2 protein-coding genes are annotated in these 16,346 nt (G+C 37.1%); both read left to right on the top strand.

What is annotated here, in order from left to right:
* Positions 1-58 precede the first annotated feature (58 nt).
* Positions 59-6,778 (top strand): choice-of-anchor D domain-containing protein, encoded by a 6,720-nt coding sequence (locus CA2559_RS01480; RefSeq protein WP_013186059.1) that lies wholly within the window; start codon positions 59-61, stop codon positions 6,776-6,778.
* 289 nt (positions 6,779-7,067) lie between these two features.
* On the top strand, positions 7,068-16,337 hold the full coding sequence (locus CA2559_RS01475; RefSeq protein ID WP_013186058.1) for an HYR domain-containing protein: 9,270 nt from the start codon (positions 7,068-7,070) through the stop codon (positions 16,335-16,337).
* The last annotated feature ends 9 nt before the right edge of the window (positions 16,338-16,346 follow it).

Genomic DNA, 16,346 nt, shown 5'->3' with positions numbered 1-16,346 from the left:
GACTATACATTGCATAAAGTTTATGTATGTATTGTTATATCTCTGAAAACCTATTATTATGAAGCACACTTACTTAATGTTTAAATATTTACTTGTTGTTTGCATTGTCTTTTTAAGTATACAACAATCTAATGCTCAAGATGCTACTGCTAATCCATCTTCTATAGAATTTGGAAACTTAGACGTAGGTCAACAATCTACCGAGGTTACATTTTTAACCAATAACACCTCAAACAATTGGACAATTATTGAGTTTGATATTACTGGTCCAGATGCTAATCAATTTGGTCAATCCAACAATCCAGGCGCTCCTTTTGGGCCGGAAGGAGAAGTTATTGTGGAGGCAAATTTTAATCCTACTACACCTGGTAATAAAAATGCAACCCTCATAGTTACTTATGGAACAGATTTTAGTACACCTGTAGGAACTGTAGATATTCCTCTGAGCGGAAGTGCTGGCGAAATTTTTGAGCCTATTGCAGAGGTGACTAATGTAAATTTTGGCACACACGATATTTTTGTGAATGTTACAGATGAGATAACACTATCTAATACAGGTAATGCAGATTTAATGGTTTCTAGTTTAGATTTTACAACAGATGCAAATTTTATTGAAGACTTTAGCCTAGAATCTGGAATTTCATTTCCGTTTACTTTAATTGAAGGAGAATCACGAAATTTTGAAGTTACTTTTAATGCCATAGCACGTGAGCAAACAAGTTCGCCCAATACAGCAGTTAGAGGAATAGATATTCAAATTGACACTAACGACCCAAATAACCCAACCATCTTTTCAAATTTGCAAGCCGAAATCCTATTACCGCAAATAGAAGTACAAATGAGTCCTTTTGAATTTGATGGTCAAGAAGTTGGAGTGCCAACAACCAGAACGGTAGATGTTAACAATACAGGTGACGGTACTTTAGTTTTGAGTAACCTATATTTTTCTGCAGGTTCACCTTCTACAGGAGCAAATGATGATTTTATAGTTACAGACCCATCAAGTTTACCGTTTAATATTCCTGGTAATAGTACGTATCCTGTTGAGGTTCAATTTACGCCTTCTGCTACAGGCGAGCGCTCTACGTTTTTTAGAATTGAAACCGTAAACAGTGATGCTTTATCTTCAATTTTTACAAGAGGCTTCGGTCAAGAAAGCGGTATTTCCATCACTCCAAACCCTATAGATTTTGCAGATGTTGATTTTGGTAGTTTTAGTGCAGAAAACTTTAATATTGAAAACACAGGAACTGCAGATTTAGAGTTGTCTTCTGGAAGTATATCAGGAGCACACGCATCAGATTTTGAAATTACCACAAGCAATGAGCCTTTAACTATTGGTACTGGAAATACTGTGATTTTACAAGTTTTATTTACACCTTCTGGGGTAGGTAACAGGACGGCAACCTTAACTTATACAAGCAATGCACCAAGCAGTCCTCACGTGATTCCATTGCTTGGTAATGGCGCAGAAACATTTATCGAACTTTCAACAAACAGTATTGATTTTGGCGATACCAATGTAGGCACGCCAGCTACGCAAAACTTAATCATTTCAAATACTGAAGAAGCTTCGGTCGATTTGGTTGTGTCAGAATTAAACTTATCTGGAGAAACTACTCAGTTTAATATCGGAGGCGTCACGTTACCTATAAGTATTTCTCCAGGAAATAACATAATGGTTCCTATTACATTCGAGCCTTCAGAGATAGGGGAAAAAACAGCGACGCTAAGTGTTGTGAGTGATGACGATAGTTCTCCAAATACAGTATCACTTTCAGGAAATGCACTTGAGGCATTACTTACTGTTAATCGCGCTATGATAAATTTTCAAGACACTCAAATTATTACAAATACAAGAACAGAATTAGTTAGTGTAGGTAATATGGGTAATACAGGATTAGAGATTACAGGCATCTCATTTTCAGGTGAAGATGCAGATGATTTTTCAGTTACAGATGTAAGTTTTCCTATAAATATTTCTGAACAAGCTAGCTTGTCATTTCAAGTTGTTTTTGCACCACAAACACGTACGTTGAAAACCGCAACAATGACTATTGAAACATCAGCAGGCAATGCAGATGTCGCCTTGATGGGAGAAACAACGGGACCAAAATTAAGTACAGCTGGCACACTCGATTTTGGCACGCTGAATTTAACTGATACAAGAACAGCTGTCACAAGCTTGACAAATTCTGGCGAGTCTGATTTAATAATTGATGGCATTAGCGTTAACGGTGCAAATGCTTCAGATTTTAACTTAGAAGGTCTCAGCTTTCCAATTACTTTGGCGCCTTCAGAATCGCAAGAGGTTAATGTAACAGTAAACCCTTCAGATTCAGGAGTTCGAGAAGCTATTTTGCAAGTATCTACAAATGATACTGCTACGGTAAATCAGTCTGTAAATCTTTCAGCAAATATTACAAACAGAGCAACGATAAGTTTTGCAAATAACCCATTTACATTTCCACAAACAGACACAGGAGAGACCACATTCTCCCTTATACCGGTTACAAATACTGGCTCTAAACCAATGACACTTGTTGGCGCCTATACATTTGCTTCAGACAATTCCAGCATTTTTAGAGTGACCACTTATGAGGATGGCACAGATATATATCCTTTGGAAATTGCACCTGGCGAGACAAAAGATATTCGTTTTCAGTTTTCACCAGATGGTAACCAAGACTCATATGCTACAACGGCCGCAATCGTAACCGCTCAAGCTGAAGGACCAACGACGAACTTCGATTTTCTATGCGGTACTTGCATTCCATCAGGTTATGTCCATAAATTTTACACAACAGGAGGCGCAAACCGTGCGAAACTTAATTTTGATGAAGATATCGATGGAATGGATGAGACCACTATTATTTCATTTCCAGATACCAGTATTGGTCGAGTTAGTGAGCAAATTTTGACGGCCAGAAACACAGGAAACCTACCACTTGAGATTTTTGCCTTTGCAAATGATGGTGAGTTTACCTTAGAGCGTGTTGGAATAGAAGAGGGCGAATCTTTTGCTGTCACACTGCAACCCAATGAAACTGCACAATTTAAAATAACCTTTGCACCAGAAGGTGACCTTGGTGACACCTCAGGAAACGTCATAATAATATCAGACATTTCGAATGGAGATAACGGATTTACAAATCACGTTATTCAAGTAAATGGGACACGTGTAGAACCTGAAGAGGTTGCTGTTGGCGGATTGGTCTTTAAATCTGATAGTAGAACCCTACAGCCTGATGGTGTTACTTGGCTAATGAGTGGCAACGTACACGCCGGAAAGTTAGAGTATGGCGGCGATGTCTTGGTGAATACAACTGCAATGACAGTAACCAGTCTCGAGGAAATTGATGTGTTTGTTAATGACATTCCAGAGATTGGCGACTTTGGCGGCGACCGTGTTTTGTTACAATCTGGAATGATTGAACAAACTGTGGATAATGTTGATCCCGTATTAAATGTAGGTGTTGGCGCTACTGCTGCTAGCGTATCTACCTTGTTTACTTTAGTAGGTATTCCTGTTGAAATTTCCCAATTTAAATTGATTGATGAGACTGTTGGTGGTGTTAGAAAGCAAGGGATTGAAATGGGAGGTGTTATAAGCTTGCCAGAAGAAATTTTTGGAACCAATGCAAACATTACTATGGACCGTATTCGTATTGATGATGTGGATGGTGTGAACGTTATGGGAAGTGCTATGATTGCACCAAATATTAGAATCTTAAATACTTTTGACCTAAGAAATGCCTCCATCAATTTTGATACGTTTACAAATTCCTTTGGTGGTAGTGCAGAGGTGCGTTTAAATCTTTTAAATAAGGGTGTAAACATTGCAGCTTCAATACAAATTATAAACGGCGGTTTAGATTCTGTTAGTCTAGAAATTGAGGTCTCACCAGGTATTCCAATTGCAAACACAGGATTTTCACTTGCAGGCGGAAATGGATTTATTGAGGGATTACAAATACCACCTTTATCGCTTGGTTTAGGTGTCGATATTGAGCCTACAGTCTCGCCTATCGATTTACGCTTGGACAATATGCAGGTAGCTTACACTTTAGGAACCTCATTAACGGCATCAGGAACTATACAATTATACAGACAAGATATTGGTGGTGGTAATGTAACCATTAAAGCAAACGGTGTTTCAGTTGGAGCATTTGTAAATTTATACGGCGTGTTTAAAGGAAACGCATCTATGTTGGTAGAGCATCGTAATGACGAGCTGTTCTTTGAGTCTACGGCGAACTTGTCGATTACAATTCCATCTGTAGAAGTCACTTTTGGCTGTGTTGCTTGTGAGGCTATAAATCGTTTTCTGCCTTTAACTGTTGCTTCAGTAGAAGCTACTTTTAATAATACCACAATGAGAGGAAAATTGACAGTTGCCCAAGTTTTAGAACTTGCAGTAGCATTACAACGTCGATCAAACGGAACATATCGCACCAATTTTGAAGCCAACTTAGGAATATTTAACCTATCGTTTTTTAATGGTCAGTCGCCATCAAGTTTCAACAATCAATTCTATTTTGAAAATGATGAGGAGCTTCAGTTAATTTCTGATGGAAAAGAAGGCGCAAGTCTTGTTATTCCAGCATCGTCACAAAGCAGTTTTGCGCCAATGGATATACCATTCACATTAAATGAAAGTGCGCGAAATATTATTGTGAGAGTACAAGGAGCATCAGGAACACCAGATTATATCTTGATTTTACCTGATGGAACAGAAGTAACACCAACCAATGCCGAAAGTTTAGGCTATCTAGCAACAACCTATGAAGAAGATAATAAAGCCTTCTATATTTTACAGAATACACCTGTTGGTGAGTACAATATTAGGATTGATGATGGCGACACTTATGAGATTGACATCTATGGTGCAGAGTTTGCACCTGAGTTAACAGTAACTTCAGTAACCCAAAATGCACCTAATGATGAAGTTACGTTTACTTGGGAAGATGAAGACTTTGATAGTGATGCTAACGTGTCCTTCTATTATGATACAGATGATAAAGATGCAAATGGTAATCTTATTGTTGAAGGTATTTCAGAAAACGACAATACAGATAGTTTTACATTTAATACAAGTGCACTTAAAAACGGAACCTATTACATATACGGAACTATAAATGATGATATTGAAGATGCAGAAACGAGTAGAGCACCAGCAATGTCTTACGGTACAGAAAGTTTTACAATAAATCGCGAAACAGATGTTGATGCAACAACCTTATTTGGAGAATTGAACAACAATATCTTTGAGTTATCGTGGAGCCCAGTTGAAGATGCAGAGCTTTATAACGTATATATCACAGAAGGTAACGAAACTGTTACGCTATTTTCAGACAATGAGAATGTAGGTAACACATCATCATTCGATTTTACTGAGATTGAAGCAGGTCGCCAGTATAATTTTGCGGTGACAGCTGTAAAAGAAGGAGATGACGAGATTTTTGTTGAAAGTCCGTTGTCTAATGTAGTCACGTTTAACTTCATTTCTCCAGATGAGAATAATTTACCGCGAATTATAACAGAATCTTTACCAGATTATACAGATGCCTGTTCAGAGTATTCTGAAACCATTACGTCTAGTGATGTCGATTCAGAAGATATATTAACACTTAGTTTAGCCATTGCGCCAGAAGGAATGACGCTTAGCGAAAACACTATTTCTTGGCGACCAACAGTAGAACAATTAGGACAAAATCAAGTGGTGTTTGAAGTAAATGATGGTAATGGAGGCATTGTACAGAAGCAACTTATAATTGCTGTTTTAGAAGTAGATGATGAGGAGCCAATACCAAGTCTTGAAACATTAGAGGATATTGCTGCAGAGTGTAGTGTAAGTTTAACAGCGCCAACGGCAACAGATAGCTGTTCTGGAACTATTACTGCAACTACAGAAGACGCTATGGAATACACAGAGCAAGGAGATTATATTGTAACTTGGACATATACAGATGAAGTTGGCAATACTGTTGAGCAGACGCAAAATGTAACGATATTAGACACTTTAGAACCAGAAGTGTTAACTCAAAATATTTCTGTTGTGTTAGATGAAATGGGTTCTGTAAACATTACAGCTTCTCAAATAGATGCAGGCTCTTCAGATAACTGTTCATTGCAAGATTTAACGCTTGATGTTACAAGCTTTAGTTGTGATGATCTAGGAGAAAATACAGTAATGTTAACAGCAACAGATGCTGTAGGCAATATATCATCAGGTATAGCAGTGGTAACTGTTGAAGATTTTACTGCACCAGTTTTTAATCAAGATACACTACCTGAAGATACTACAAGAGGTGCAGACTTAAATAATGAATATAATCTTGAAGATTTTACTGCTGGTATAACATTTGAAGAAAACTGTATTGCTACAATTTCTCAATCTCCAGAAATAGGAACAACGTTTACGCCAGGTACTTATGATATTTCATTAACTGTAATTGATATGGGCGGAAATGAAGACCTTTATACATTTGAGTTAACTGTTGAAGATCACGTATTAGGTATAGCTGAAGTTAATTCAACTAATTTTAGTTTATATCCAAACCCTACAAAAACTTACATAATGGTAACTAACCCAGATAATGTACAGATTCAAAATATTCAAGTATTTGATCTTTCTGGGAAACAGGTAAAAACACTATCTGTAAATAGTTTTAATTCAGAAATACGGATTGAAACATCAAACCTAGCTAAAGGTATGTACTTATTAAAAATTAACTCAAACACAGTACAAGTAGTAAAGACACTTCTTAAAGAATAGATGTTGCTCAAACTTAATTATGCCTCTATATTCGGAAAAATATAGAGGTATTTTTATGTTAAATAAAAACTAAAATAGATAGGTTAATCTACATATGCAATTAACTAATAGTTAACATTTGAACTGTCAATTAATTTTTATTAGAATTAAATTGGCTTGTAAGTAGGTGTTTAGGGTGAATGTAAATTTCATCCCTAATTTTAAGAGTTTGTCACAAAACTTAAAAAAATGTTAATTAGGTTTAAGTTTTATCCCTAATTTCGAGCTGCTTATCGTAACTCGACATCTTATGAATAAAATTACTTTATGGTGCTCAGCACTTTTTATTATTATTGGTTCATTTACTGCAACCTCTCAAACAGAAGGCACAGATTTTCCATCGGGACCAACAACAGATTCAAACTTTACTTTTAATTTAGTAGCAGGAGCAAATACTTTTTCAGGTTCTTTAGATACACCTACAGATAGCCAAGATAACTGGCAAATTGTTATAGGAGCAGGACAAACCATTACAAGTATCACATACACTATTCAAAATAATTTTGGAATTAGTAATGGTTTTTTTGCATTTGGTCCTAATCAAGAAGCGTTTGTCACATATCCTCCAAGCTTTAGTGGGAGCATAAGCTCCTCACCTTTTTTTACGTCTCCTGGTACATATGCAGCTGCTGTGGTTGCAAACATAGCCGAAAGTGCGAGTTGGAGTGTGACCATAAATGTTACACAAGCTCCTGTAGCTGGACCGCCAACGGTAACTTCAAACATTATTGGAGTAGGTTTTTCTGAAAACGGACCGGCAATAGCATTAAACAATCAAGTGTCTATAAGTGATTCTTCTAATATCACACAAATGGTTATTACAGAGCGTTCAGGTGCTGCTGGATCAGATGAAAACGATATATTAACCTTGAGTAATTCAAACGGTTATTCTATTTCTAGTTCTGCAGATAAATCACAATGGACAATAACTGGAAATGGTAGTGCAGCTCAGGCAACTGCTGCATTACGCTCTGTGATGTATCAAAACACAGGACAAAATCCCACTATTTTTGGCACTAATAATGGTCGAGGCTATAACCTTAGTGTTACTAATGCCTTGGGTTTAACAACTAATATAGATTCTTCAGAATATTATTCACTTGGTTTCGCCTTAATTATAAATGATGCTCCAACTTCTGTAATTAATAATACGCTAACTGCAAATAATTTAGACTCTACAGTAATTACCTCTACTCATCTGTTGGGTCTAGATCCAGATGATCGAGAAACAGGACTTGTATTTACAGTAAGTAATGTTCCTTCTAATGGAAATTTGAGGCTAAATGGTATTATATTGAGTATAAATGGAACATTTACGCAATCAGACATTAATAACAATCGTCTAACTTATGAAAATACAAATGGATCCGCTAGTACAGATAGCTTTGTATTTAATCTTTCCGATGGTGGAGAAGATGGTGCTGCAGCAATATCTGGTCGTACTTTTTCAATAACAATCGAATCTGGTGATACTACTGCGCCTCGTATAGATAGTATCGTAAGAGTAGATCCTATAAATCGAGAAACTAATGAGAATAGAATCTCTTTTGATATAACATTTAATGAACCTGTTTCAAATATTAGTCTAAATGATTTTGAACTTATTGGATCTTCATCTCTCATTTCTGATTTTTCACAACAAGCAACTACGCGTTATAGATTAGCTTATGAAAATGGAAATCTTTCAAATATAAATGGAATAGTTTCATTAGGGTTAAGCTCTGGTTATAGCATTACAGATTTAGCAGGGAACTCTTTAGTAAACACAACGCCAATTGGAGTAAACGAAGATTACCTGTTGGATAATTTAGGTCCAGTTGTTACTAGTGTGACGGTACCTGTAAGTGCAACATATACAACAGGTCAAAACTTAGATTTCATAATTAACTTTAATGAAAACGCAATAGTAAACACATTTGGAGGTACTCCGCAATTGTCTATTGTAATAGGAACAATTACCAAGCAAGCTGCTTATGTTAGTGGTAGTGGAAGTAATGGGTTGCTTTTTAGGTATACTGTGTTAGATGGTGATTTAGATACAGATGGTGTTGAGGTAGGTACATTAATGATAAATGGAGGAAGTATAGCAGATACTCTTGGTAACAATGCAAATCTTACACTCTCAAATATTGGTAATACAAATGGAGTGCTTGTAGGTAACCCATGTACGAATCCAGATACACCAGCAATTTCTGCATCTTCAGAGAATGTTTGTCCTGGAGAGTCTGTTGTTTTAACAATAACTGGAAATTTAAATGATGCAACACAATGGGCTATTTACTCAGGCTCTTGTGGTGGTACCTTAGTAGGAACAACGACAACAACTACATTTGAAGTTACTCCCAATAGTAACACACAATATTTAGTTAGAGGTGAAGGTGGTTGTGCAATATCAGCAGGATGTGGTTCTGTTACTGTTATGGCAGAAGATACTGAAGCACCAACAGTTATTTGTCCAGAAGATATTGTTGTTAGCAATGACCCTGGAAACTATGGTGCAATTGTTACATATCCGTCTGCTATTACAGCTGACAACTGCAGTAGTGAACTTTTTGTATCGTATTCACAGGAATCTGGAACTTTTTTTCCTGTGGGGTCAACACAAGTTACAGTAACAGTTAATGAGGGTAATAGTCCAGAAGCAACAAATACGCAAATATTAACACTTGGAAATGGTAATGATGGTGAAGCAATAGCGTTTAATCCAACCAACGGAGTATTGTTTCATGCATCAGGAATTTCTGATGGAAACCAATATTTTGAACCAATCAATTTAAGTACTCTTACAGTTGGAGCTAATATTGCTCCGGGCAATACATATCCGGCAGGAATAGAACAAGAAGTAGTTGGTATGGTATATTATCCGCCTCTTAATGGTTTTGTTGCTATGGATAGAGATGAGAATATAGCTTTAATTAATACTGACAATGGAACGTTCTCTTTATTATCAACTTTAGATAGAGATTATATTAGAGGTTACGCTGTAAACGGGAATAGTGTTTTTGGAGTAGACCCATTTTCTTCTGCATTGGTAGAGTTTGACCCAACTACAGGTGTAACCTTATCAACAGTTCCAGTAGTTATAGATGGTGTTGAAATCACTTCTGGATCAAATGGTTTGTCTACTAGCCCTATAACAGGTATTACCTATATCGTATATAAATTAAGTGGAGGACTACGTGGCTTAGCCTCAATAGATCTTTCAACTGGTATCGGAGAGAGTATTGGTAGTACAGGAACAAAAATCGCAGGAATTTCTTTTAGTGCAGATGGAACATTATATGGTGTTTCTGGAGATGGTGCGAATCCTGCAGAAACATTATATAGGTTTGATTCAATTAGTTCAAATTCTGCTACTTGTACATTCAATGTAATAGTTAATGACACTGAAGCGCCAACTATTACCTGTCCAGATGATATAATAGTTAATTCTGATCCTGGAAGTTGCGAAGCTATTGTAAATTATAACTTTCCTACTACAACAGATAACTGTAGCGTTAATTCGACTTCAGATAATATTACGTTCTCATTTACTGGAGCTCCAGAGTCTTTTATTGTGCCTGCTGGTGTAACAGAAATTTTCATTCAATCTTGGGGAGCTCAAGGTCAGGCTATAACTGTAGATGACTATCAAAATTCAGTTGGCGGTTTAGGAGGTTATTCAGAAGGCATATTATCTGTAACACCTGGTGAAACCTTAGAAATTTATGTAGGAGGAACAGGTACCAATGGTGTTGGTGGATTTAATGGTGGTGGTACTGGAGGTGTTGCTCTTGCAGGTGGCGGAGGTTCTAATGGATTTGGAGGCAGTGGTGGTGGATCTTCTGATGTGCGTCAAGGTGGAAGTGACTTGATAAATCGCGTAATTGTAGCTGGTGGCGGTGGCGGTGGCGGTCGCTCATACGTTAATGGTTCTTGTGTACCATGTGGTGTAGGAGGAGACGGTGGCGATGGTGGCGGTATAACAGGAGTAAATGGAGAAGACCCTGCAGACCCTAATTATAATTCTTATTTTAATCCAGGTTCTGGTGGTTCTGGTGCAACAGCAACAGCTGGTGGCTCTGGTGGTATGGGTACACAGGGTACTAACGGTAATCCAGGAGCTTTTGGTTTAGGAGGAAATGGTTTGCCTGCTAATTATGGTGTTGCAAGTGGCGGTGGCGGCGGTGGCTATTATGGTGGCGGCAGTGGTGCTATACCAACCAGTGGTTCTGGTGCTGCAGCTGGAGGTGGTGCAGGAGGTTCGTCTTACCTTGGAACATTAACTAATAGTGTTACGACAACAGGTATTAGATCTGGGAATGGTGAGATTATTTTAAGTTATGAAGGTTGTGTAGAAATCTCCCAAACTGAAGGATTACCTAGCGGAAGTGCTTTCCCTGTTGGTATTACTACAAATACATTTATAGCTACAGACGCTTCTGGAAACACAAGTACTTGTAGCTTTACGATAACGGTTGAAGATTCTGAAGGTCCTATTGCAGATGTTTTAATATTAGACGATGTAGTTGGTGAATGTCAAGTAAATAGTATAGGAGCGCCTACAGCTACAGATGCTTGTGAAGGTCAAGTTATTGGCCTCACTGATGCCATATTCCCAATTACAGAGAATACAACAATAACTTGGACATATCAAGATTCCTCTGGTAATATGTTAACCCAAACTCAAAATGTGCTTATTACAGATACTACACCACCAGTTGCTAATATGATGACGTTGGAAGACATAAATGAACAGTGTCAAGTAGATAGCCTAGTAGCACCAACAGCAACAGATAATTGTTCTGGCCAAATTAATGGAACTTCAAATACTGCTTTTCCAATCTCAGAGAGTACAACTATTACTTGGACCTATGAGGATGAAGCTGGAAACATATCTACACAAACTCAAGAAATAATTATAGAAGATACGGAAGCACCAACAGTAACTTGTCCAGAAAATATTGTTGTTAGCAATGATCCTGGACTGTGTGGTGCTGTAGTGAATTTTGATATACCGGAGTTTTCAGATAATTGTGTAATTGATAACGATGTTCAAGTGACTTTAAGCTTTACAGGTTCTTCAACTTTTGGTTCACCGTATACAGAGTCAGGTATGGTAATTACCGCTTTTGCTAGCGAGCATATAGATGCACCTTGGCCTGTTGGTTGTGGTGATGGGCAGGGAATGCTTATTCATTCTAATACAGGAAATACTTGGGAGTATAATGGAGGAGAAACTTTCACTCCATCTTCTTTTATAGCCTGCCAAACAGGTATGAGGTTTACAGCATTACCATCTATGGCTACATTTATACCAGAAGAAACGGGGCTTAATGTATTTCCTTCAAATGAAGACTGGAGAAATATAACAGGCCTTATTTGGGAAAATACATCAACAAGTGATGTCTCTTTAGATAACTTTATACTTAATGAATCAGGAATACAACAAACCGCAGGATTGCCATCTGGAAGTGAGTTTCCAATAGGTACAACTACAATAACTTATGAAGTTACGGACAATTCTGGCAATCAAACTACATGTTCTTTTGATGTCACTGTTAACGATACAGAAGCACCGGTTGTAGAGTGTCAAGATGTAACTGTAGAGTTAGATAATAATGGCGTAGCGACTATCACACAAGATGATGTTATCGCAAATTTAATTTCAAGTTCAGTCACTTACAGTATTGATCAGTCAGGAACTTTCGCTCCAATTGATATTTCTGCAAACTCTACACAAGTTGTTTTAAGTGATGACTCAGTTTCTGGAGCCATTCCTCTTGGGTTTGATTTTAGCTTCTTTAATAATGATTACTCAGAATATTATATATCATCTAACGGCTTTTTAAAGTTTGGCAGCGGTCTGGATAACGGTTGCTGTGGCGGTCAATTATTGCCAAATACGTCAACACCAAATAATTTGATAGCCTTCGCTTGGGATGATTTATTTCCGCAAGGAAGTGGTAGTATAACATATGCCACAACAGGTGTTGCGCCTAATAGAATAGCAGTGTTGCAATTTACAGATATTCCATTTTGCTGTAATTCAACTCCACAAGTTACTACTCAGGTAAAACTTTTTGAAAGTACGAATGTTATAGAAATTCATAGCACTTCAGTAACAGGAAGCCCAATGACACAAGGCATAGAAAATATAGATGGTACTATTGGTTTAACTGTTGCCGGAAGAAATAGCGCAAACTGGAACACTCAAAACGACTTTGTAGCCTTTGTACCCGAAGGAGATCAAAGTGTTGCCGATAATTGTGGCTTAGTATATGATATAGCACTTAGTCAAGACACTTTTACTTGTGATGATATTGGAGAAAATACAGTAACAATAACTGTAACTGATGAAGCTGGAAATGTTGGGACGTGCGATGCTGTTGTAACTATTGAAGACAACTCTGTGCCAGTAGCCACTGCAATGGATATTACTGTTCAGTTGGATGAGAATGGTACGGTAACTATTACAGGAGATGATATTAATAACGGGTCAACAGATAACTGTATAGAATCTATTACAGTAACTCCAAACTCCTTTAATTGTTCAAATACAGAAACTCCAGTAGAAGTTACAATGACAGTTACAGATATAGGAGGAAATATAGCAACAGATACTGCTATGGTAACTATTGAGGACACTATTTTACCAATAGCTAACGCCATGAATGCAACAGTTCAGTTAGATGAAAATGGAGTGGCTACAATTACAGTACAAGATATTAATGATGGTTCTTCAGATATTTGTGGCATAGAAACATTATCTGTTTCTCCAAGTACATTTGATTGTAGTAATTTAGACACACCTGTTGAGGTTACATTAATGGTAACAGATAATAATGGTAATTCATCAACAGACACTGCAATGGTCACCGTTCAAGACAATCTTGCGCCGGCAGCCGATTTATTAGTGCTTGAAGATGTTATGGCTCAATGTCAAGTAGACAATATTTCAGCACCTACTGCTACAGATAATTGCGTTGGATCTGTAATAGGAACTACCGTCACAACTTTCCCAATAACAGAACAAGGAACAACTATTGTAACTTGGACCTATGAGGATGAATCTGGAAATACGAGTACTCAAACTCAAAATGTGATAATTGAGGATATAACTTCTCCAACTCCAGATGTGATGACACTTTCCGATGTCGAGGCAGAATGCCAAGTTGATACATTAGTAGCACCAACAGCAACAGATAACTGTGTTGGCGATGTTACAGTTACCAATGATGCTAATTTACCAATATCCACTCAAGGAACAACAGTAATTACTTGGACGTATGAAGATGAAAATGGAAACACAAGTACTCAAACTCAAAATGTGGTAATTGAGGATGTTACATCTCCTACACCAGATGTGATTGCACTTTCTGATATCGAAGCAGAATGCCAAGTTGATGCATTAGTAGCACCAACTGCAACAGACAATTGTTCTGGTGATGTAATAGTATCAAATGACGCAGATTTACCTATAACCACTCAAGGAACAACAGTAATTACTTGGATGTATGAAGATGTGAATGGAAACTCAAGTTCTCAAACTCAAAATGTGGTAATTGAAGATGTTACATCTCCAATACCAGATATGATGACACTTTCTGATGTCGAGGCAGAGTGCCAAGTTGATGCATTAGTAGCACCAACTGCAACAGATAATTGTGCTGGTGATGTAATAGTATCAAATGATGCAGATTTACCTATTACGGCTCAAGGAACAACAGTGATTACTTGGACATATGAAGATGTAAATGGAAACGTAAGTACTCAAACTCAAAATGTAGTTATTGAAGATGTTTCAGGTCCGGTTGCTGATGCAGGAACACTTGAGGATATTACTGCAGAATGTATAGTAGAGAGTATTATAATTCCATCTGCAACCGATAATTGTACAGGACCAGTACAAGGAACAACAGATACAGTCTTTCCAATAGAGGTTCAAGGGATAACAGAAATAACTTGGACTTATGAAGACGATAATGGTAATATTACTACACAAACTCAAAATGTGATTATCGAGGATGTGACAGCACCAGTTCCTATTGTAGCTGTACTTCCAGATATTAGTGAAGATTGTGCAGTGCTATCTCTGCCAATTCCTAAAGCTTTAGATAATTGTTCTGGTTCAGTTTCTGGAGTAACAACTACCGTGTTACCTATAACTACTCCAGGAACTACAGTTGTAGTTTGGAGCTATACAGATGATGTTGGAAATGTATCAACCCAAACTCAAAATGTAACGGTAAATAATTCACCATTAGATCAAGTAGTGTTTAATGATGAATCTTTTATTTATGATGGAGATATACAAGATATTGAAGTCCTGAACTTGCCAAATGGAGCTAGTGTTGTTTACAGTACTACACCAAGTACAGGAATTCCGAACGGTGCAATAAACGCAGGTATATACACAGTTTCTGCAGTAATTACGCCTCCTAGTACTTCTCCAAATTGTGATGAGATAACACTTACAGCAACACTAACAATTGATAGGTCTACTCAGGAAATTGTATTTAACCCTATACCTGTAAAAGAAATAGGTGTAGACCCAGATTTTCAGTTAATGGCAGAAGCAAGTTCTGGACTACCAATTACATATACATATACGTATACAGGAACAAATCAGCCTGCAGATGTTAGTGCAGAAGGCTTTGTAACGTTATTGGCAACTGGACAGGTAACTATTACAGCAAACCAAGAAGGCGATAGCAATTACCTACCTGCAACACCAGTGTCTCAAGAGTTAATTATAGAAAGTAGTAACGCAAATATTAATACTATTACAATTGATGGGCAAGTTTATAACGACCCAGACAATTTAGTAAACTATATTATTGATTGTGGATCCACAGTAAATAGTGTTCAAGTAGTGATTGATGCAGAACCTAGTGCAATAGTAACTCCTGCAACTGTGTTTGAGATTGAAACTCCTGTGCCTGGTATTTACTTGCAGGATGTTGTAGTAACTTCTCAAAATGGTTCGATGGTTAGAACGTATACTATTAGAGTTGAAAAACAATTCTTATTTAATGATATCGCTGAACAGAAGTTTGATAATGTACTCCTTGTAAATAACAACCCTAATACAAATGGAGGTTATAGTTTTGTGGCTTATGAATGGTATAAAGATAATGTGCTTGTAGGTACAGAACAATACTATTCTGCAGGTGCAACAACATCAGACTTGTTAGATCCTAATGCTACTTATTTTGTTAAAATGACTACTGTGAGTGGAGATGTTTTACAAACCTGTGCTATTAATATAGAATTACAACACAGCTATTCAATCTCAGTAACGCCAAACCCGACAACTCAACTTAATAGAACATTAAATGTTAGTGCAGATATTCCGGCAACAGAGTTGGATAATATGATTTATACTGTATTTAATATGTCTGGTAAAGTTTTAAAACAAGGTAGGTATGATGCAATTAGCCATACAGTAAGATTACCAGAAACTATACAGTCTGGTATTTACATGATCAACTTTAGCTCGCCTAATGTAAACAAGGTCATAAAACTAATTGTAGAATAACTAGATCAT

It is taken from the genome of Croceibacter atlanticus HTCC2559, from assembly GCF_000196315.1.
GTDB lineage: Bacteria > Bacteroidota > Bacteroidia > Flavobacteriales > Flavobacteriaceae > Croceibacter > Croceibacter atlanticus.
Note: the sequence above shows the minus strand (reverse complement) of the source record. Positions and strands in the feature narration are given on the sequence as shown.

What these genes read in the sequence shown, in the direction of transcription:
- CA2559_RS01480 (WP_013186059.1), top strand. Translation starts at nt 59, where the DNA reads ATGAAGCACACTTACTTAATGTTTAAATATTTACTTGTTGTTTGCATT.
- CA2559_RS01475 (WP_013186058.1), top strand. Translation starts at nt 7,068, where the DNA reads ATGAATAAAATTACTTTATGGTGCTCAGCACTTTTTATTATTATTGGT.